The sequence below is a fragment of the Streptomyces sp. NPDC088762 genome (assembly GCF_044750905.1).
Taxonomy (GTDB): Bacteria; Actinomycetota; Actinomycetes; order Streptomycetales; family Streptomycetaceae; genus Streptomyces.
Map to the genome: position 1 here is coordinate 288,885 of NZ_JBIVKT010000003.1, position 18,893 is coordinate 307,777.

At 73.2% G+C, this 18,893-nt stretch carries 18 protein-coding genes, 1 pseudogene and 1 riboswitch; of the genes and pseudogenes, 9 read left to right on the forward strand and 10 right to left on the reverse strand.

The window, feature by feature from the left end; genetic code table 11:
* Nucleotides 1-85 precede the first annotated feature (85 nt).
* Nucleotides 86-820 (reverse strand): hypothetical protein, encoded by a 735-nt coding sequence (locus tag ACIP5M_RS09720; RefSeq protein WP_401194200.1) that lies wholly within the window; start codon nt 818-820, stop codon nt 86-88.
* A gap of 217 nt (nt 821-1,037) precedes the next feature.
* Between ACIP5M_RS09720 and ACIP5M_RS09725 the strand changes: the two genes are divergently transcribed.
* Nucleotides 1,038-1,814, forward strand: coding sequence for a maleylpyruvate isomerase family mycothiol-dependent enzyme (locus tag ACIP5M_RS09725; protein WP_401194203.1), 777 nt, complete (start codon nt 1,038-1,040; stop codon nt 1,812-1,814).
* 130 nt (nt 1,815-1,944) lie between these two features.
* Here the strand turns inward: ACIP5M_RS09725 and ACIP5M_RS09730 are convergent, their stop codons facing one another.
* Entirely contained in the window at nt 1,945-2,481 is a 537-nt protein-coding gene (locus ACIP5M_RS09730; protein WP_401194205.1) for a DoxX family protein, read from the reverse strand.
* A gap of 85 nt (nt 2,482-2,566) precedes the next feature.
* On the reverse strand, nt 2,567-3,433 hold the full coding sequence (locus ACIP5M_RS09735; RefSeq protein WP_401194207.1) for a dienelactone hydrolase family protein: 867 nt from the start codon (nt 3,431-3,433) through the stop codon (nt 2,567-2,569).
* A 135-nt stretch (nt 3,434-3,568) separates the two neighbouring features.
* On the opposite strand from ACIP5M_RS09735, the gene ACIP5M_RS09740 reads away from it, so the two are divergent.
* The gene (locus ACIP5M_RS09740; protein ID WP_401194209.1) at nt 3,569-4,654 is read left to right on the forward strand and encodes a GlxA family transcriptional regulator; all 1,086 of its coding nucleotides are present in this window, start codon (nt 3,569-3,571) and stop codon (nt 4,652-4,654) included.
* A 17-nt stretch (nt 4,655-4,671) separates the two neighbouring features.
* Here the strand turns inward: ACIP5M_RS09740 and ACIP5M_RS09745 are convergent, their stop codons facing one another.
* Nucleotides 4,672-6,372, reverse strand: coding sequence for a serine/threonine-protein kinase (locus tag ACIP5M_RS09745; RefSeq protein WP_401194211.1), 1,701 nt, complete (start codon nt 6,370-6,372; stop codon nt 4,672-4,674).
* A 189-nt stretch (nt 6,373-6,561) separates the two neighbouring features.
* Between ACIP5M_RS09745 and lepB the strand changes: the two genes are divergently transcribed.
* A complete protein-coding gene (lepB, locus tag ACIP5M_RS09750) occupies nt 6,562-7,230 on the forward strand; it encodes a signal peptidase I (RefSeq protein ID WP_401194213.1) in 669 nt (222 codons plus the stop codon).
* Between the two features lie 65 nt (nt 7,231-7,295).
* Here lepB and ACIP5M_RS09755 read toward each other — a convergent pair whose 3' ends face one another.
* The 6 genes from ACIP5M_RS09755 to ACIP5M_RS09780 form a co-directional block, all read right to left on the reverse strand.
* Complete coding sequence (locus tag ACIP5M_RS09755; RefSeq protein WP_401194215.1) at nt 7,296-8,543, reverse strand: molybdopterin molybdotransferase MoeA; 1,248 nt, start codon at nt 8,541-8,543, stop codon at nt 7,296-7,298.
* 166 nt (nt 8,544-8,709) lie between these two features.
* Entirely contained in the window at nt 8,710-8,976 is a 267-nt protein-coding gene (locus tag ACIP5M_RS09760; protein WP_401194217.1) for a DUF4235 domain-containing protein, read from the reverse strand.
* Between the two features lie 140 nt (nt 8,977-9,116).
* The gene (locus tag ACIP5M_RS09765; RefSeq protein ID WP_401194220.1) at nt 9,117-9,665 is read right to left on the reverse strand and encodes a YcxB family protein; all 549 of its coding nucleotides are present in this window, start codon (nt 9,663-9,665) and stop codon (nt 9,117-9,119) included.
* A gap of 72 nt (nt 9,666-9,737) precedes the next feature.
* On the reverse strand, nt 9,738-10,187 hold the full coding sequence (locus tag ACIP5M_RS09770) for a hypothetical protein (RefSeq protein ID WP_401194222.1): 450 nt from the start codon (nt 10,185-10,187) through the stop codon (nt 9,738-9,740).
* Nucleotides 10,174-10,626, reverse strand: a complete 453-nt coding sequence (locus tag ACIP5M_RS09775) for an Ohr family peroxiredoxin (protein ID WP_401194225.1) — start codon at nt 10,624-10,626, stop codon at nt 10,174-10,176. The genes ACIP5M_RS09770 and ACIP5M_RS09775 overlap by 14 nt, the downstream gene beginning before the upstream one ends.
* A gap of 74 nt (nt 10,627-10,700) precedes the next feature.
* Nucleotides 10,701-10,764, reverse strand: a riboswitch (guanidine-III (ykkC-III) riboswitch).
* A gap of 52 nt (nt 10,765-10,816) precedes the next feature.
* The gene (locus ACIP5M_RS09780; protein ID WP_401194228.1) at nt 10,817-11,896 is read right to left on the reverse strand and encodes an AraC family transcriptional regulator ligand-binding domain-containing protein; all 1,080 of its coding nucleotides are present in this window, start codon (nt 11,894-11,896) and stop codon (nt 10,817-10,819) included.
* Nucleotides 11,897-12,132: 236 nt separating this feature from the next.
* Here ACIP5M_RS09780 and ACIP5M_RS09785 point away from each other — a divergent pair, with 236 nt between their 5' ends.
* From ACIP5M_RS09785 to thpD, 6 genes and pseudogenes are all read left to right on the forward strand, one after another.
* Nucleotides 12,133-12,906, forward strand: coding sequence for a type 1 glutamine amidotransferase domain-containing protein (locus ACIP5M_RS09785; protein ID WP_401194230.1), 774 nt, complete (start codon nt 12,133-12,135; stop codon nt 12,904-12,906).
* Nucleotides 12,907-12,989: 83 nt separating this feature from the next.
* The gene (locus ACIP5M_RS09790; RefSeq protein WP_401194233.1) at nt 12,990-15,119 is read left to right on the forward strand and encodes a hypothetical protein; all 2,130 of its coding nucleotides are present in this window, start codon (nt 12,990-12,992) and stop codon (nt 15,117-15,119) included.
* Nucleotides 15,120-15,233: 114 nt separating this feature from the next.
* On the forward strand, nt 15,234-15,395 hold the full coding sequence (locus ACIP5M_RS09795; protein ID WP_401194236.1) for a hydrophobic protein: 162 nt from the start codon (nt 15,234-15,236) through the stop codon (nt 15,393-15,395).
* Nucleotides 15,396-15,532: 137 nt separating this feature from the next.
* Nucleotides 15,533-16,198, forward strand: a complete 666-nt coding sequence (locus ACIP5M_RS09800; RefSeq protein WP_401194238.1) for a DUF4230 domain-containing protein — start codon at nt 15,533-15,535, stop codon at nt 16,196-16,198.
* 531 nt (nt 16,199-16,729) lie between these two features.
* Nucleotides 16,730-18,190 carry a hypothetical protein gene (locus tag ACIP5M_RS09805; protein WP_401194240.1) on the forward strand — a complete coding sequence of 487 codons (1,461 nt, stop codon included), beginning with the start codon at nt 16,730-16,732 and terminating at the stop codon, nt 18,188-18,190.
* 48 nt (nt 18,191-18,238) lie between these two features.
* Nucleotides 18,239-18,769, forward strand: a pseudogene (gene thpD / locus ACIP5M_RS09810) (ectoine hydroxylase); the annotation flags it as partial.
* Nucleotides 18,770-18,893 lie beyond the last annotated feature (124 nt).

Sequence of the window (18,893 nt, forward strand, 5' to 3'; positions counted from 1 at the left end):
GGCGCGGCGCCGGCACGCGGGTGTCCGGCGGGCCGAACTGCCGGCCGGTGTCGGGCCGCGCGGCTGGTGGAGGGTGGCGGGCCGGTCAGGCCGAGGCGTTCCAGGCGGTCGTCAGGCCGTCGAGCCATGCGGGGGGAAGCTCCGCGGCGTCCCACTCCTCCCGCAGCGCCTGCGGCGCGGCGAAGAGCCGTTCCAGCACGGCGATGCTCGTGGCCGAGTGGAGGAGCGAATAGCGGCCGTGCACCGCGATGGTGCTGCCCGGTCCGAAGGCCACGTACAGCTTCTCCAGCCGGGTGCGGTGGGCCGCGGCGAACTCCGTCAGCCGCCCTGCGTACCCGGCCCTCTGCCGGGGGTTCATCGTGCCGAGGACGGCCACGAGCACCTCCTCGGTCACCTCCGGGTCCAGTTCCGAGGCCGCGGTGAACGTGAGATGCAGCGGGGTGACCGCCACCCGCGCCCGCTCCACCTCCATGCGCCCGGCCCGTGGACGCTCCCCGGCCGGGCCCGGCTGCCCGTCATCCGTCTCCAGGGCCCGGAGCAGGGTCTGCTCGGCGATCGAGCCGAGCTCCTCCAACAGGCCCCCGGCACCGTCGAGCCAGCCCGTCTCGTAGGCCGCGCCCTTGTCCCCGGGCGCATTCCGGCCGCCGCTGCTCAGCTCCTTGTGCGCGAGAGCCAGTGCACCTGCTTCCACGAGCCCGATCAGTTCCCGCGCGTCACTCGAAGGGACCCCCGCCCGCGCCAGGAGCTGCAGCAGCGTGGCCCTCGCGTTGTCGACACTGACCTCGTCCAGCCACTGCCGTCCCTCGTCGGCCGCGCTCATCAGATCCTCCTCGTCACTCGGCTAGTGCAGTGTGCACAACAAGATCGCCCTTCGACGGGTCCAACGCCCGACAGCCGGGATGTGCTCCCGGCCCCCGGCTCGATTGACACTCTCACCTTTCCGGTTTACGTTCTGGATATTATTTGAGGACATTAATCATTTAGGACCTCAAGCATCCCGCCCGCCCTCCCGGCGGCCATGGAAAAGGAACACCGGCATGAATCCCGCCCAGCACGGCGCGGCCGTCGCGGCCGAGACCGCCCGATTCGTCGCCGTGGTCAAGGCTGCGGACCTCACCACTCCGGTGCCTTCCTGCCCGGGCTGGACCCTGGCCGACCTGACCCGGCACACCGGGCAGGTGCACCGCTGGTTCACCGACCTGCTGCGCCGGCGCATCCAGCAGCCCCCGACCAGCCGGGAGGTCGACCTGCGCCTTCCCGAGCAGCCCGACGACTACCCGGACTGGCTGTCCGAGAGCGCCGCCGAGGCCGCCGAGATGTTCACCTCCACCGACCCGGACGCGCCCATGTGGGCCTGGGGACCCGATCAGCACGCCCGGTTCTGGATCCGCCGCATGCTCTTCGAGACCCTCGTCCACCGGACCGACGCCGAACTCGCCCTCGGCCGGACACCGCACATCGACCGCGCACTGGCGGCGGACGGCATCGACGAGTTTCTCACCAACCTGCCGTTCGCTTCCCCCTTCGCTCCGCTCACCGCCGAACTCCGGGGCCCCGACCGGACCGTTCGCTTCAGCTGCACCGACGGCGACGACGACTGGCTGGTCCGCCTGCGCCCCGACGGCTTCGCCCTGGTGACCGACACCACCGAAGCGGGCACCACCGAAGCGCGCACCGCCGACGCCACGGTCCGGGGAACGGCAGCGGACCTGCTCCTGCTCCTCTACGGCCGCCTCGACCGCGACAGCGACGCCTTCCACCTGGAGGGCGACCCCGATCTGCTCGCCCACTGGTTCGTCCACTCGGCCTTCTAGGCACCCGGTACGGCAAGGCCCCCCGGGCAGGGTGCGCCCGGGGGGGCCTTCAGGGGTTCGGCCGCGTGGTGGCACCCGCGCCTACCCCGAGGACTACACCGCTTGGTCCGACCGGCGTCAGCCTCCGGGCTCACACCTCGTCAGCGGGCTTCTCGTCGGCCTCCTGTTGCCCCCGCGCCCGTTTGGCAACGACGACGGCTGCCCCGATCGCGCTCGCGGTGAAGGCCAGTGCGAGCATCCACCGCTGGTCGAAGGTGTGGCCGGTGGCGTGGTCGAGGGAGTAGCGGCCCGCGCCGGCGAGGCCGATGGCGGCTGCGGTGAACCCGAGGAACGCGGGGTACTCGTATCCGCCGGCCTGGGCGAAGAATCCGGCCGGGGCGTGGACGGACACGGCGCCCGCCATGGCACCCGCCGCCGCGGCGCCGGCGGCCGGGGTGGCCAGGCCCAGGACCAGCAGGGCCCCGCCGCCGGTCTCGCCGAGTCCTGCGGCCAGGGCGCTGTGCCGGCCGGGGGTGAAGCCCATGTGTTCCATCGCGGCCGCGGTCTTGTCCAGGCCGCCGCCCCCGAACCAGCCGAACAGCTTCTGCGTGCCGTGTGCCATGAGCACGGCCCCGGTTCCGGCGCGGAGGGCCAGCAGCGCGAGGTCGCGTCGGTTGATGCAGCTCATCGGAGTCTCCCTGGGACGGCGGGGGGCGGCGGGTGCCGGGAACATCCGTATCCCCTCCCGGCGGTGCCGCCCCCAGTGCCCCGCTCTACGTCCGCCGAACGGCCGCACCCGGCGGTGGCGGAGCAGAGGGGTCAGGGGCGGGGTCCGCGCGGGTGTGCAGGCGGTGGGCGAGGAAGGAGAGGATCTCGTCGCGGGCCCGGACCGTGGGGTGGCCGGCCTCGTCGACCAGATGGGCGGTGACGACGCTGTGCGGGGTGCCGACCAGGTCGGCGAAGAACGGCGGCGTCGCCGGGTTGGCGGCGCTGTCCGGGAGGACGCGCCCGTCGAAGGCGTCGCCGAGCAGCGCCCGGTAGGCGGCGAAGCGTTGCCCCGTGCACCAGCGGTCGCCCTCGAAGCGGTAGGCGAGGACGGTGAGTCCGTCGCGGTCGAGCCGGTCGCGCACGGCGCGCGCATCCGCCGCGTCGAGTTCGAGTCCGCCGGGGTCGTCGAGCGGTAGCGACGGGTGGTTGACCACGGGGGCGATCACCGCCGGCTCCAGGGCCATCGTGAGGGCGAAGTTGCCGGTGAAGCACAGGCCGATCGCGCCCACCCCGGGCCCCCCGCACGCGGTGTGGGCCTGGCGTGCCAGGCCGCGCAGCCAGAGCGTCACCGGGCTGGTGCCTCCCCCGGCGAAGGCGCGGAACTCCGCGCTGACACAGGCACGGCGGACGACCTCCCGGCCGCCCTCGACGGTGGGGAACGCGCCGTCCGTCCCGAACAGCGAGGGCATGTACACGGTGAAGCCCGCGTCCCGCACCCAGCGTGCGAGCCGCAGCACGTCGGGACTGATGCCCGGCATCTCGGGCAGCACCACGACCGCGGGCCCCGCCCCGGCCACGTACACCGTCTTCGCCACCCCCTCCACGGCCACGCTCCGGCGGGTGAAGTCGGTGATCGGATCGTCGTCGCTCATGGGGGCCAGCCTGGCGCCGGAACCGGCCGTCGGGTGAGGGGCGGGATCGCCGGGGCCGGGGGTAATCTCGCCACACGCGGAGCGGTACGCGGTCGACGACGCGGGACCCGGGACGCGAGGGGGTAGGGGGCGAACATGGCGGACATGGCGCGGCAGGCGGCGGACGGTGTGGCTCCGGGCGCCGGGCCGGGTGCGCTGCGCGTCGGGGTCCTGGCGTATCCGGGCTGCTTCGCGTCCGAAGTGTTCGGCGTCCCCGACCTGTTGACGATGGCCGGGCACGTCGCCGGGCCGGACGCGCCCGGCTACCGGGTCTCGGTTCTCTCGCCCCGCCGCCGGGTCACCGCCTCGGGCGGCGCGGCCCTGGACGTGCGTCCCCTGCGCGAGGTGGACGTCCTCGTGGTACCCGGCTTCGAGCTGGGCCCGGGCACGGACCTCGACGCCCGGCTCGCCCGGCTCACCCCCGAGATCGCGGCGATCCGGGCGCAGGCCGCGGCCGGCACCGCCGTCGTCTCCCTCTGCGTCGGCGCGTTCCTGCTCGCCGAGGCGGGGCTCCTCGACCGGCGCCGGGCCACCACCTCCTGGCTGCACGCCGGCGAACTGGCCCGGCGCTGCCCGGCCGCCGACGTGCGGCCCGAGCACTTGGTGATCACCGACACGGGGGTGACCACCACGGCCGCGTTCAGTGCCATGTACGACTTCGCACTGGACCTGATCCGCCGGCACAACGGCGCCCGGGTGGCCCGGACCACCGCCCGGGTGGCCCTCGTCGACGATGCGCGGACCCACCAGACCCCTTACGTCGACCCGCGGCTCCTCCCGCAGCCGGGACGGGAGTTCTCCCAGCAGGTCATGCGGTGGCTCGACCAGCACCTCGCCGAGCGGTACGACCTCGCCGCGCTCGCAGACACCTTCCGGGTCAGCACCCGCACACTGCTGCGCCGCTTCGCCGAGGAGACGGGGCGCAGCCCGCTGACCCATCTGCAGGCCTCCCGGGTCCGCCGGGCCCGCCATCTCCTGGATACCACCGACCGCACGGTCGCCTCCGTCGCCGCGGCCGTCGGCTACCGCGACCCGGGCACCTTCGCCGCCCTCTTCGCCCGCCACACCGGCCACCGGCCGAGCGCCTACCGGGCCCGGACGGTGCGGGAGGGCGGTTCGGCGTCAGCGCCGGGCGGGCAGCACGGCGCCCGGAGCAGTTCGCGAAGTCGTCGACCGCGGTAGGTCAGCTGCGGTACAGGTCAACTGCGGTACACCTTCACCACCTTGCCGTCGATGCCCGCGTGGACGTAGCCGCCTCCCCCGGTCTCGTCCGTGATGTACGGGCGCATGGACGGGGAGCCGTCCATCAGCCACGGTCCCACCAGCACGTAGCGCATGGCGGGGTGGCCCACGCCCAGGTCCCGCTGCGACTGGTCCATCAGGGCGGGCAGCACGTCCCAGTTCACCTGGGTCATGTCGAAGGGCGGCTGCCCCTGCTGTACCGGCATTCCGCTCGCCCCGAACCGGCTGACCTTGCCGTCGCTGTAACGGTACGAGTGGGTCGCCTTGGCCCCCGGGGTCACGGGGACGTCGGCGAGCACGTAGCTCTCGTAGATCCGCAGGTTGAGGAAGGTGGTGGTGCCGGTCTCCTTGCGCAACGCCTCGACGGCGGCCCGCGCCCCGGCCGGGTTGATCAAGCTGCCCTGGGGTGCGGCGGCCGGGGTCTCCTCGCCGGAGCCGCGCGCGCCGCCCGAGGCGCTGCCGGAGCCCGCCGCGGACGCCGAGCCGGAGGGCGCCGGAGTCGTGCCCCGGGCCTGCTGCCCCGACCCCTTCGCCGACCCCGATCCGGGGCCGTCGGGAAGCCACTGGACGGCCGCCAGGGTGCCGCCCGCGAGGACCACCGCGACGGCCGCGGCGACCAGGCCCGTACGGCGGCCCCTGTTCGGCCGGGGGCCGGCCACCGGGACCGTGGGCGAAGCGGCTGCCATCCCGGCCGGGGGCGTGTGCCCCTGCACCGCGGTGGGCATCGGGGCGGCCGGCCCGAAACTTCCCAGCGCGGCCGCCGGGGCGGGGGCCGGGGTGACCGGCTGGGCCGCCGGCCGGCCGGACTCGAGGGCGGCGCTCGCCTCCCGCAGCAGCTGCTCCAGCTGCGCGGCGTCGGGGCGCGCGGCGGGATCCCGCACGAGCAGCCGCTCCAGTACGGGACCCAGCGGGCCCGAGCGCACCGGCGCCGGGATCGGCTCGTCCAGGACGGCGACGACAGTGGCCAGCCCGGTGGCCCGGCGCAGCGGATGCACACCCTCCGCGGCCACGTACAGGAGCATGCCGAGCGACCACAGGTCGGAGGACGGATTGCCCTCCTGGCCCCGGACCCGCTCGGGCGCGATGTACTCGGGTGAGCCGATGAGGTCGCCGGTGGCGGTGAGGTTGGTCGCCCCGTGCAGGGCCGCGATGCCGAAATCGGTCAGGACGGCGCTGCCGTCGGGCCGCAGCAGGACGTTGGCGGGCTTCACGTCGCGGTGCAGCACTCCCTCCGCGTGCGCGGCCCGCAGCGCGGAGAGCACTTCGAGGCCGAGGCGCAGCACCTGCGCCACCGGCATCGGTCCCTGGGCGATCCGGTCGTGCAAGGAGCCGCCCTTGACCAGCTCCATCACGATCCACGGGTGCGTGTCGGCGTCCCCGGCCGGCTCGACGATGTGGTGGATGGTCACCACGTGCGGATGTGCCAGCCGGGCCAGCGCCCGGGCCTCGCGCACCGCCCGCTCTCGCAGTTGCACGTCCAGACCGGGACGGGCCGCGGCGAGCGCCGGGTCCGGCGGACGCACCTCCTTGAGCGCGACCTCGCGCTGCAGGGCGATGTCACGCGCACGCCATACCGTGCCCATGCCCCCGCTGCCCAACGGGGAGATCAATTCGAAGCGGCCGTCGACCGGCTGTCTGCCGCCCTCACTCGTGTCCATGGCGGGCCATCGTATGAGCCCGTGGGCCTCGGTCCCCCACCTGGGTCGCCTCCGGCCGTTGCTCCCTGCGACTCCGGGCAGCCGGTGGTGCGCGAGCGTGCCGGCGCGCGGTTCCGGCGCACCCCGCCCCGCCGTCCGGTCCGCCCGTGTCGATAGGGTGCGGGCCGAACTGCCGGGAGGGGCTGAGGGATGGGACCGGGACGAGGACTGTGGATCACCGGGCTGGTGCTGATACCGCTCGGCGTGTTGTTGACGGCGGCCACGTGGCTGCTCGGTGACTCCGTCTTCGGCGGCCACAGCGTCGGCTCCGATGGGATGCGGCCGACGTACGAGCAGGGCGACACCGTCTTCACGAAGAAGATCGACGGCAGCGAAGTCCATCGCGGCGACGCGGTCTTCTCCTACCTGCCCGGGCGCTACTCGGACACGGATCTCGTCTTCCAGCGCGTCATCGGCATCGGAGGCGACCGGGTGAGCTGCGACGGCAAGCAGGTGCTGGTGAACGGCGAACCGTTGCGCGAACCGTACGTCGCCGGGGGCGACCCCGTGGGTGACGGCACGACCTATGACGTGAAGGTGCCGGAAGGCCGGCTCTTCATGCTGGGCGACAACCGTGTCACCTCGCGGGACTCCCGCCACTTCCTCGCCGACGGACAGAGCGGCACGATCCCGGCGGATGCGGTCCGTGAGCGGGCGCTCGACGGCCCGGGCGTCGCGATCGCGATGGTCCTCCTCCTGGTCGGCGGCTTCCTCCTCACACTCATCGGACTCGGCTGCGGGCTGGCCGGGTACCTGGTCAAGCGGCGGGCCCCGGGGACGCCCCCGACGCCGGCAACCGCGGCTCGCCTCTGGTCGTGACGCCGCCGCAGGTCCCGTCCGGGCCAGGGGGGCCGGCCAGGCGTGCTCGGCGTGGGGATTCCCGGTCAGTTCGTCGTCAGGATCAGGGGCGCCGGATCGCCGTCGCTCCAGTCGGGAGGCAGCGCCGCGAGCGCGTCGCCCATGGCGGCTCCGCGTAGGAAGGCGGCGCGATGCCCGTCGGCGATGCGGGCTCCGGGGCCGTCCCAGGTGACCGGTACGAGCCGGGTCAGGCCGGCTCTCGGCCGTACCGGACCCGTGACGGGTACCTGCGGGAGTGCGGGAAGGGTACGTCCCGACAGGCCGGCGATCAGGGGGCCGAGCAGCGTGTGGGCGGCGACGAGTGCCGCGTACGGGTTCCCGGGGAGCCCCACGACCCACCGCCCGGCGGGGAGTTCGGCGAGCAGCATCGGGTGTCCGGGGCGGCAGTCGACGGTGTCGACGACCATCCGTGCCCCCGCATCGCCGAGCAGGCGGCGGAGCTGGTCCGTGGCGCCGACGGAGGTGGAGCCCGTCACCACCACGATGTCGACGTCCTGCATGGCGTGCACGGTGTGGGCCAGCAGCCCCGCCGGCTGGTCGGGCACGTGCAGCAGCCGGCCCGTCTCGCCGCCGAGTTGGGCGATCAGGGCGGGGAGGAGCGGTCCGAGGGCGTCGCGCACCCGCCCCGGGCCCGGCCGGCCGGTGTGCTCCAGCTCGTCCCCCGTGATCAGCGCGCCGACGCGGGGGCGCGGCCGTACCACCAGCGAGTCGTGGCCGCAGGACGCGGCGAGGCCGGCCAGCGCCGGACCGATCCGGGTGCCTGCGGGCGCGAGGACGCTTCCCGCGGGGGTGTCCTCCCCGGTGCGCCGGATGTGCCGTCCGGGCGGCAGTACGGGACCGAGCACCCGGTCGCCGTCGACGAGCACCGCCGATTCCAGCGGCAGAACGGCGTACGCCCCGGCTGGGACCTGGGCCCCGGTCGAGATCGCCAGGCACTCCCCCGCCCCCAGCCCACCCGGCCAGGAGATGCCCGCCCGTACGGCCCCCCGGACCCGCCAGGGGCCGGGGCCTGCCACCGCGTAGCCGTCCATGGCGGCGGTGTCGAAGGACGGAAGCGGATGCAGGGCGGCCAGTTCCCCGGCCAGGGTCAGGCCCGGGGCGTCGGCCAGGGGCACGGTACGGGGAGCGAGTGGGCGCGGCGCGTCGTGTGCACGCCTTCGGGCCTGCGCCCAGGACGCCGCGGCGTGCCGGGGTGGCTCGGTCCCCTCGGGTGCGGGGGCCGGAGCGGGGCCGGAGCGGGGCGTGACGGTGACGGGCGCGGCGGACGCAGACATGGGTACGAGTCTCGATCGGGGGCGTTTCCGCCCTTCACCGTGTGGATTGCGGGGGCGCTCCGATCCGCTCACGATCCGCCCACCGCGGCGGTGAGCCCGCCGTCCCGCATGCCGGGGGCCGCGCACCTGCACGGTGCGCGGCCCGGCCGGCGAGGCGGTGATCAACCTAGGCCGGCCAGGTGCCGGTCAGCTTGCGCACCCCGCTGGCGCCGGCGCGGTCCACTGCCGCCTTCACCACGGCGAAGACCGCCCCCTGCAGGGCAGCGGCCGGGAGGACCTCGCCCCACGACCGGCTCTCGTCCAGGGCGTCCGGGGCATCACCCTGGCGCCCGACGACCCGCCACACCTGCTTGAACGCCATCCCGGCCAGCAGGCCGCCGGCCATGCCGAGGCCGAGCCCGACGGGCCTGTATGCCATCTTCATCTTGTTCATGGTTCCTCCCTCTCCGAATCTCTCCGGGTACGGGCGGCCGGCCGGACCGGCCCTGCCCGTCGCCACCCGTACTGTGCACCTGCCCCGGTACGGCACGGCGATGTGTCCGTGACGGGCTCGCGCACCGGCGTCGGAACCGCTCAGATCTGCCGCAGGTGTCGGGTGAACAGGGCGCGGGCCCGGTCGAGGTCTTCGGGGGAGGCCGCGCCGCGTTTGGGCAGGACGAAGAGGAACTCCATGCTGCCGGTGAGGACGAACAGGTCGGGAGTCTCGAACCACCAGGGGTAGGACCGCCACTCGACGGCATCGGTCTCTCCGGATGTGCCGGTGGTGGTCAGCCCGTCCTCTGCGATCGTGGTGAGGCAGGCTCCGTGCGCCGCGTGGACGGCGTACTGGTCCCGTGTCCGGCGCCTGCGGAAGTACTGGCGCACGACGAGCACGGCGATCGCACCGAGCACGGCCGCCACGATGGTCTGCGTCTGGTCCAAGTGCATCCGCCACGCCTTGAAGACGCACGCGACGGCCCCGGCCGCGCCGAGCAGCAGCAGGTACCTGGTGCGGCCGGGCCACGTGTGCAGGGTGTACCGCCACAGGGCCTTGTCGTAGTCCTCGGCGGCCGGGGTGTACGCGAACCGCGCAGCCCGGACCGGGGCCGGAGTTTCGGCCGGCTCGGCTTGATTCATGTCCATGACAGCGGACGGTACGACATCGTCCCTGCACGACCACGCCCCACCCGACCCTCGCCCCGACGGGCGCCCGCGTCACAGCCGCCAGTACGTACCCGCACGGGAATCGACGTGCACGACGTGCCGGCCCACGCGCACCACGTGGTGGTCCGGGCCGGTCCAGGAGCCGGTGACGCCGTCGGCGCCGGGCAGAGGGGTCCAGACCTCCAGGAAGGTGGTGCCGTCCGGGTTGGTGCCCCGCTCGACGAGGTTCGGCCCCTCCCACCGGAAGGTCCCCGCGTCTTCGCCCGGCTCGCCCGTCAGGTGGTGAAAGCGCACCTCGGACCCGTCGAAGGCGGTCGTACCGGCGAAGCCCCGGCTGTCGGCGTAATACGGCCCGGCCTGCAGCCACACCACTTCGCGGTCCTCGAGGAGGGGTCCGCCGTTGCGGCTGATGCCGCGCCGCAGCCAGGCGCCGTGCTCGGGCACCGGGACGCCGGGGCCGCCCGGGACGCCGGCCCCCGGCTCGGGCTCAGGCCCGGTCACCGGTGGCGGGGTCGTCGACGGCCAGGAGCGTCAGCGGTACGTTGCCCCGTACGGCCTGGGAGTACGGGCAGACGGCGTCCGCCCGGTGCAGGAGGGGCTGGAGGTCCGCCGCACGCCATCCCGGCAGGCTGACGGTGAGGGCCACCGCGAGGCCGTAGCCCGCGGGCGTGTCGGTGGTACCGAGTTGGACCTCGCACGCTACGTGCGCGGCGGAGGCGTCCGCCCCGAATTCGGAGGCGACCTCCGCGAGCGCGGAGGTGAAGCAGGCGGCGAAACCGGCCGCGAACAGCTGCTCGGGGTTGGTGGTGCCGGGCACCTTCTTGCGCGGCGGGGCGAGGCGGACCTCCAGGCGCCCGTCGTCCGTGCGTACGGAGCCGGTGCGGCCCCCGGCGGCGTGCGCGGTCGTCCGGTACAGGCTGCGGGTGAGGGGTACGGCCATGGCGTTCGGTCCATCTGCTCGACGAGGACGCTGCCCGGGTACGGACAGCGGACGGCGCTGCTCGTGCAGCACCTCGCGCGTCGTCGTGCGTAACCGGGTACGGCGCATCTCGTCCGGGGCCGTGGATCCGGCCGCCGGACAATCTAGCAACGGCGGCCGCCGCCCGCGGCCTTGCCTGCGGTGACGTTCCTCACCCGCCGCCGGTCCGGCCGCCACCCGGGGACGCGGGCCGGTGCCGGCTGCGGTACGCACCGGGAGGCATGCCCTCCCACCGGGTGAAGGCACGGGCCAGGGCGGTCGCACCGCTCAGGCCGACGAGGGGGGCGATGCGGTCCAGCGGCAGGGCCGTGGTCTCCAGCAGTCGCCGGGCCCGGCTGTGGCGGGCGGTGTCGAGGAGCGCGCGCCATGACGTGCCCTCCGCGTGCAGGGCCCTGCGCAGGGTCCGGACGCTGAGGTTGAGTTCCCTGGCGGGGCCCTCGGGGCCCGCGGCCTCGAGCGTGGCGTGCTCCAGCCACCGCCGCACGCGCTCGGCCGCGGTCGCCGTCCCGGTCGCGGACCCGTTCCCGGTCGCGGACCCGGACCCGGACCCGTTCCCGGCCCCGGCAGTGGACAGCTGGTCCAGGAGCCGGTCGGCGTAGGCCCGGTGGAGGGCGTTGAGCGCCGGGTCGTAGAGGGGGCGGCGCCGGTCGAGGTCCCCGTTGCCGACCGTGATCGCGTTCTCCGGGGCCTCGAAGGTGACGGGGCAGCCGAGGACGCGGGCGTACGGCTCGGCCGCGCCCGCACGCGGATGGGTGAACGACACGGCCAGGGGCGCCCAGTCGTCGCCGGCGATCCAGCGGGCGGCCCGCACCATGCTGCTGACGACCGCCTCCACCTGCTGGGGGTGCATGGCCGCCGGGTCGACGGTCGGCCGGTAGCAGATCCGGCTGTCGCCGCCGCGGCGGTGCAGGGTCACCGTGCCCGCCTGGCTCACCAGGGGGTGGTACCGCTCGGCCGCCCGTGCGGCGTCGGCGAGGCTGGCGCAGGTGAGGACGAGGTGGCCCAGGATGTGCAGGCCCTCGGGCCTGATGCGGTCGCCCACGAGGAGCCCGGTGTGCGGGCCGGTGTCCGGGGCGGCGAGCACCGTGTCCCACAGGGCGCGCATCTCGCCGAACGCCAGCCGGTCGGTGGGCAGGGCCCAGGAACGGGACCCGCCGGCGCCCTCCTCCGTGGCGCTCAGGACGGCGTGGGCGTAGCACGCGGTGACGGACGGCGGCTCGATGGTGGACACGGCCGCCAGTCAATGCGGGCGCACCGCCCCCGTCAACACCGCCCCGTCGGCACCCCCGTCGTCGGGCCGGCCGCCGCGCGCCGGGGTCCGAAGAGTCAAGGGGTTGGCCGCCGGAGTGAATGACGGGGCCGCGGGCCGCTCCTAAGGTCGGCCTTCGAACACCGAGGCGATCAGGGGGTCCACGGAGCCCCGGGGAAGCGTGCTGCCCTGATCGCCACCGCTCAGAGGAGTACGCCGTGATTCTCTTCCTGCTGCCCGCAGGCGACTACGACCCGACCGAGGCGGCGGTGCCCTGGGCCGCACTGCGGGACGCCGGCTTCGAGGTGCGGTTCGCCACCCCCGGCGGGAAGGTCGCGCTCGCCGACCCCCGGCTCACGGACATCGGCTTCTCGTGGCTCTCGCCCTGGCTGATGACCCGTCGCGCCGAGCTGGCGGCGTACCGGCGCCTCACCGAGGACCGCTGGTTCCTCGCCCCCTCCTCGTACGCGGATGTCGACCCGGCCGGCATCACGGGCCTGTTCGTGCCCGGCGGCCACGCCGCGGGCATGCGGACGCTGCTCGAGGACGCCACCGCCCAGCAGCTGTTCGCCCGTGTCTTCCTGCAGGGGCTGCCGGTGGGGGCGGTCTGCCACGGCGTGCTGCTCGCCGCCCGGGCCGAGGATCCCGCCACCGGGCGTTCGGTCCTCCACGGTCGGCGGACGACGGCTCTGACCTCCCTGCTGGAGCTGACGGGGTGGAACCTCACCCGGTGGTGGCTGGGGCGCTACTACCGCACGTACCGCACCACCGTGCAGCAGGAGGTCACCGCGGCGCTCGCCGATCCGAGCCACTTCCTGACCGGCCCGCCGCTGCCCCTCCGCGACTCGGCGACCCGGCCCGGACGCGGTTTCGCCGTCACGGACGGGAACTACGTCTCCGCACGGTGGCCCGGCGACTGCCACCGCCTGGCTGCGGAGTACGTGGCTCTGGTCCGGGCCCGTGCCGCGGGTGCGGTGCACCAGTCGGGCTGAGTCCGGCCGCTTCGAGGCCTCATCGAGCAGGCCGGCCACCGACGTGTCCATCTCCGAAGTGTCGTGAACGCATCGTGAAAGGGATGGGGATGAATCGACGAAGAGCAGCCGGGCGAAGCCGGTACCTCTTGACCGGCCTGGTCCTCGCGCTGGTCACCCTGGTGCTGGGCCCCGCGGCCTCCGGCGCCTCGGCGGGCCCGCAGTGGTGGGAGCCCGTGGCGCGCCCGGCCCCGGATTCGCAGGTCAACGTCACGGGGGAACCGTTCACCGGGACCGACGCCCAGGGCCGGGTCCGCGGATACGTCGACGCGCACGTCCACCTGATGTCCAACGAGGGCTTCGGGGGACGGCTGGTCTGCGGGAAGGTCTTCTCCACGGCGGGGGTGGCGGACGCCCTCAGGGACTGCCCCGAGCACTATCCGAACGGCGTCCTCGCCCTCTTCGACATGATCACCAAGGGCGGCGACGGCAGGCACGACCCCAACGGCTGGCCGACGTTCCGCGACTGGCCGGCCCACGACTCCGCCACCCATCAGCAGACCTACTACGCCTGGGTGGAGCGGGCCTGGCGGGGCGGCCAGCGAATCCTGGTGAACGACATGGTCACCAACGGCGTCATCTGCTCGCTCTACTTCTTCAAGGACCGCGGCTGCGACGAGATGACCGCGATCAGGCTGCAGATCCAGAAGACGTACGAGCTCCAGGACTACGTCGACACCATGTACGGCGGCCCCGGGAAGGGCTGGTTCCGGGTCGTCACCGAGGCCGCCCAGGCGCGCAAGGTGATCGAGGCGGGCAAGCTCGCGGTCGTCCTCGGGGTCGAGACCTCCGAACCGTTCGGCTGCAAGCAGGTCCTCGACCGGGCGCAGTGCACGATGGCCGACATCGACCGCGGCCTCGACGAACTGCACCGCCTCGGCGTGCGCAGCATGTTCCTGTGCCACAAGTTCGACAACGCCCTGTGCGGCGTCCGGTTCGACACGGGCACCACCGGAATGGCCATCAACGCCGGTCAGTTCCTTTCCACCGGCACGTTCTGGAGCACGGAGCCGTGCCCGGGCCCCCAGCACGACAACCCCATCGGCTTCGGACTCGCGGCAGGACTGTCGGCGGAGGGCGCGCAGGAACACGACGCGGCGCAGGCGCCGCAGGATCCCGGCACCTCGCCGGCGGAGGCGGAGGCCAGGATCCGCGCCACGCTGCCGGAAGGGACCGAACTGCCGCAGTACGGCTCCTCGCTCCAGGCGCAGTGCAACCGCCGCGGCCTGACCGCGCTGGGCGAGTACGCGGTGCTGGGCATGACGAAGCGCAACATGATGCTCGAGATCGACCACATGAGCGTCAAGGCGGCGGACCAGGCGCTGCGCGTCCTCGAAGCCGAGCGCTACTCCGGCGTGCTCTCCACCCACGGCTGGATGGACGACGACTGGACCGAGCGGGTCTACCGCCTGGGCGGTTTCATCACCGGGCACATGTACGAGGCACCCGCGTTCACCGCCGACGCGCGCAGACACGCCGCCCTGCGGGCCCGGTACGGAGCCGGGTACGGAATAGGCACCGACATGAACGGCTTCGCCTGGCTCCCCGGCCCCCGGGCCGCGGACGGGAACCCCGTCCGCTACCCCTTCCGCAGCCCCGACGGCGGCTCGGTCCTCGACCGGCAGGTCACCGGCTCGCGCGTCTGGGACGTCAACACGGACGGCGGCGGCACCCACTACGGTCTCGTACCGGACTGGATCGAGGACATCCGGGTGACCGGCGGCCAGGACGTGGTGGACGAGCTCATGCGGGGCGCCGAGGGCTACCTGCGCACGTGGGAGCACTCGCTCGGCCACACCACCCCCTTCGCGCCCCTGGTCCGCGGCTACCGCCCCCACGCCGGACACCTGGCCTCCTCACGCCCCCTGCCCGCCGGCTTCACCCACGAAGGGGTCTGGAAGGTGCTGCGGGATCCCGCGCCCGGGACCGTCCGGCTCTACGAGTGCAAGGTGGCGGACCACTCGCTGCTGACCGCCGACCCGGGCTGCGAGGGCCGGCAGCCGCTCGGCGCGGTCGGGTACGTGTACACCACGGCGGTGCCGGGTTCGGTACCCCTCTACCGGTGCTACATACCGTCGGTGTTCGATCACTTCGTCTCGAGCCGCGCCGACTGCGAGGGGCCTTACACCAGGGAGGGTCTGCTCGGCTACGCCATGCCGGTGACCGCGCGGTAGCGGGATCGCAGGGGTGCCCCGGCCGGTGCGGCCCCGGGGCGCCCCGACCTGGATCCGAGGCCGGCGAATGCTTGCCGATTGCGGGGGCATTCGACTGTGCGGAGGTTGATAATCATGGTTCCCCTTCTTCTGGTTCTTCTGCTCGCCCTGATCCTGTTCGGTGCCGGTTTCGCGGTGAAGGTCCTCTGGTGGGTCGCGATCGCCGTGCTGGTGATCTGGCTCCTGGGGTTCGTCGCCCGTCCCAAGACGGGCAGCGGCCGCTGGTACCGCTGGTAGCCGCACCGAGCTGCTCACCGTAGGCAGCGATGGGGCCCGCCTTCGTCGAAGGCGGGCCCCACGCCCATGCCGTGGGGCCCGCCCGCCCATCTCAACGGCGCAGGGGTGACCATGGACCGGCGGGGAATCCGCTGAGCATGAATTCCACGGAGAAGGACGCCGCCCCGCGCCGGTGGCGCCGGGCGGCCGGCCGGAGCGCCGTCGCCCTCGTCATCACGGCCGCCCTCCTGGTCCTCGCCGTCCGCTTCGTTCCGCTGCCCGGCCTGGGCGGGCTCTTCGGCACGCGCACCCACGACCGGACGGGCCCGGCCGTGCTCAAGTCCCTGCGTGACATGAGCCGGCTCGAAGGCGCGGCGGGCGACTACCAGGTCGTGGTGGACCTCGAACACGACGCGCCCTTCCTCCCGGACGCCATCCGCGGCACCCGCACCCTGTACGTCGGCGCCGGCTCCGTCTCGGCCCACGTCGAGCTGGGCGGACTCGACCAGCGGGCCGTGACGGTCAACGCGGACCGGACCGCGGCCTCCCTGCGGCTGCCGCACGCCACGCTCGGCACTCCGGCGCTGGACCCGGCGCGTTCGTACGCGGTGTCCAAGCAGCGCGGACTGCTGGACCGGCTCGGCGACTTCTTCTCGGACAACCCGGCGGGAGAGCAGGCCGTACAGAACGTCGCGGTGCAGCGCATCGAGGAGGCGGCCAGAGCGAGCGGACTCGCGCAGCGCGCCGAACGCAACACCACCGCGGTGCTCGAGGGCCTGCTGCGCTCCCTGGGCTTCACCGAGGTGACGGTCTCCTACGTCTGACGCGGCTCGCCCGCCAACGGCCCAAGCAGCAGCGGAGGATGACGGATCGCCTCCCTGATGGCCCGCCCTTCCGATTCCGGAAACGACCGTTCCTGGGCCGAGTTGGGCCTGCGGCTGTTTGAGGGCCGCGATCGGGGACACACGCGCTACGACGGTGGTACGTCCTCGCAGACGGACGACCACCGCGGCTGGTGACCGCAGGCGGCATCCCGTCCCCCCGGGTGCCGTCGGCGGGCCGCCCGGCCGTCAACCGATCGATCGTCTCGTCGCACGGCACACCGGCCCCTCAGCCGGCGCCCCGGCCTCCCCGCGGTGCCCCAGCCGGTCAAGCCCCCGGCGGTCACTGTCCACTCAGCGGCCCCCGGGCCGCCGACGAGACGACGACCGGAGACCCCTCCCCCGCCGCACCGGCTCGAACAAGGGGAGATCATCGCCCTCACCTTCTCCTCTGTGCCAGTCGCCTGACGCACAGTCGGATCATTCGCCTACACTCCCGCAAGCCATGGACATGGCGATATCAGGGAGCAATGGATGAGGAAGAGTTACAAGGCGAGGGCGTTGTTGTCGCTGGTGGCGACCATCGCGGCATCGTTGTTGTCGACAGCACCCGCCCAGGCCGCCGGCGACCCCGGTCTCGCACTGGGCAACTTCGAGCTCCGCCCGATCTCCAACCGGGCCCAGCTTCAGGACCGGGTCGCCAGACTGAACGCCGACCTGCCCAACACGGGCGTGAACGCGATCCTGCAGCAGGAGGGCGGCCGTCAGGGCAACTGGAGCTCGGGGGTCTGCAACGGAGCTGCCGTGGAAAGCGGGACGGTCCCCGAGAACTTCTCCCGCAGCTTCTGCTTCGACGGCGACGACAACGGCAGCCCCACGACCTCCGAGTGGTGGCCGCAGGGCGTGACCGGCGTCGCCGATGCCGACGCGGACCAGACCTGGGGTGATCCCTCACCCGGGTGGAATCCCGCGGAGCACAAGCCCTTGATGGTCACCTGGTACAACAAGGACGACTGGAACGACGACGACAAGCCCGACGACATGGACGTCGACGGGCTGCACACCGAACGCAAGGGCGTCCGTGTCTCCTTCATCGACTCCAGCACCGGCAAGTACGCACACGTGCTGCTGGTGTACCCGTTCATCAACGGCTCCGGCAACGCGAGTTACATGAGCGTGCGCACGTCGCAGCGCTACTCGTCGGGTTCGTACTCGTACGGTTCGCTGCACGCCGGCGGCATCGTCTGGTACGGCTACTACCTGTACGTGGCGGACACCAACCGCGGATTCCGGGTCTTCGACCTGCGCAACATCATCGACCTCGGCGCGCTCCCCGCCGGCCAGTGGGGCACGTCCAAGACCGCCATCGGCAGGCAGGACGGCGTGTACCACGCCCACGGATACCGCTACATCCTCCCGCAGAGCGACGGATGGTCCAACTCCGCGTGCGACACGGTGGAGCCGCCGCCCGGCACTCCGTGCGACGTCCAGGACGGCGAAAAGACGTGCACGGCCCAGGACGTCACACCGAAGACCAGCTATGCCAGCCTCGACCGCAGCTCGACCGTGCGGCACATCACCACCGGCGAGTGGTGTGAGAAGGCGCAGGTCACGGATGCGTACACCACGGGCAGAGTCATACGATGGCCTATGGACACCAGCGGAGGAACTCCCGCGACGAACAGTTACGGATACTGGGCGGCCGACGCCGCCTACCGCATTCCGTACGCCGCGGCAGAGCGCGACAACGGCGGGATCCAGGGAGCCGCGGTCATCAACGGAACGTACTACCTCAGCCAGAGCCGGGGTGCGTCGAACGGCAGGGTGATCGTGGCCAGACCCGACGCCGCCACCGGCCGGCTCGTCGAGACGACCGGTCGCCGGAGGTCCGCGATCGGGGTCGAGGACTTCTCCGTCTGGTCCGGAGCCACGAACCAGCTGTGGACCGTCACCGAACACCCCGGACAGCGCATGCTGTTCAGCATCACCCCCTGACAGGGCGTCCGGGCCCCCGGGGGCGCTTCCCCGGGGGCGCGTCCGGGCCTCCTCGGCTCGGACGTCTACGTGCACCAGTCCCGGATCAACGTGAAGCCCGGCTTCGGCGCCCGGGGCTTCTACTGGCACTCCGACTTCGAGACCTGGCACGCGGAGGACGGGCTGCCGCGCATGCGGACCGTATCGGTGTCCATCGCCCTGACGCCGAACCACCCCACCAACGGCGGTCTCATGATCATGCCGGGCTCGCACCGCAGCTTCCTGGGCTGCGCCGGCGCCACGCCGAAGGACAACTACAAGAAGTCCCTGCAGATGCAGGACGCGGGCACGCCCTCGAACGAGGCCCTCTCGAAGTTCGCGGACGCCTGCGGGATCCGGCTCTTCACCGGCCGGGCGGGCTCGGCGACCTGGTTCGACTGCAACGCCATGCACGGATCGGGGGACAACATCACGCCGTATCCGCGCAGCAACGTCTTCTTTGTGTTCAACAGCGTGGACAACGTGCCGGAGGAACCCTTCGCCGCGCCGTTCCGCCGTCCCGAGTTCATCGCCGCGAGGGATTTCACGCCGGTGCGGTGACCCCGCACCAGGGCGTGAACCACGGCCGCGCCCCCGTCCGGGGGCGCGGCCGCACGTCGCCCGGGAGCCGGTCGCGGCGTCTGCCGGCCTCAGGCGTCGGTGCCCCCGGAGCCGGAGCCGGAGC

What these genes read in the sequence shown, in the direction of transcription:
- ACIP5M_RS09720 (WP_401194200.1), bottom strand. Translation starts at nt 820, where the DNA reads ATGAGCGCGGCCGACGAGGGACGGCAGTGGCTGGACGAGGTCAGTGTC.
- ACIP5M_RS09725 (WP_401194203.1), top strand. Translation starts at nt 1,038, where the DNA reads ATGAATCCCGCCCAGCACGGCGCGGCCGTCGCGGCCGAGACCGCCCGA.
- ACIP5M_RS09730 (WP_401194205.1), bottom strand. Translation starts at nt 2,481, where the DNA reads ATGAGCTGCATCAACCGACGCGACCTCGCGCTGCTGGCCCTCCGCGCC.
- ACIP5M_RS09735 (WP_401194207.1), bottom strand. Translation starts at nt 3,433, where the DNA reads ATGAGCGACGACGATCCGATCACCGACTTCACCCGCCGGAGCGTGGCC.
- ACIP5M_RS09740 (WP_401194209.1), top strand. Translation starts at nt 3,569, where the DNA reads ATGGCGGACATGGCGCGGCAGGCGGCGGACGGTGTGGCTCCGGGCGCC.
- ACIP5M_RS09745 (WP_401194211.1), bottom strand. Translation starts at nt 6,372, where the DNA reads ATGGACACGAGTGAGGGCGGCAGACAGCCGGTCGACGGCCGCTTCGAA.
- lepB (WP_401194213.1), top strand. Translation starts at nt 6,562, where the DNA reads ATGGGACCGGGACGAGGACTGTGGATCACCGGGCTGGTGCTGATACCG.
- ACIP5M_RS09755 (WP_401194215.1), bottom strand. Translation starts at nt 8,543, where the DNA reads ATGTCTGCGTCCGCCGCGCCCGTCACCGTCACGCCCCGCTCCGGCCCC.
- ACIP5M_RS09760 (WP_401194217.1), bottom strand. Translation starts at nt 8,976, where the DNA reads ATGAACAAGATGAAGATGGCATACAGGCCCGTCGGGCTCGGCCTCGGC.
- ACIP5M_RS09765 (WP_401194220.1), bottom strand. Translation starts at nt 9,665, where the DNA reads ATGGACATGAATCAAGCCGAGCCGGCCGAAACTCCGGCCCCGGTCCGG.
- ACIP5M_RS09775 (WP_401194225.1), bottom strand. Translation starts at nt 10,626, where the DNA reads ATGGCCGTACCCCTCACCCGCAGCCTGTACCGGACGACCGCGCACGCC.
- ACIP5M_RS09790 (WP_401194233.1), top strand. Translation starts at nt 12,990, where the DNA reads ATGGGGATGAATCGACGAAGAGCAGCCGGGCGAAGCCGGTACCTCTTG.
- ACIP5M_RS09795 (WP_401194236.1), top strand. Translation starts at nt 15,234, where the DNA reads ATGGTTCCCCTTCTTCTGGTTCTTCTGCTCGCCCTGATCCTGTTCGGT.
- ACIP5M_RS09800 (WP_401194238.1), top strand. Translation starts at nt 15,533, where the DNA reads ATGAATTCCACGGAGAAGGACGCCGCCCCGCGCCGGTGGCGCCGGGCG.
- ACIP5M_RS09805 (WP_401194240.1), top strand. Translation starts at nt 16,730, where the DNA reads ATGAGGAAGAGTTACAAGGCGAGGGCGTTGTTGTCGCTGGTGGCGACC.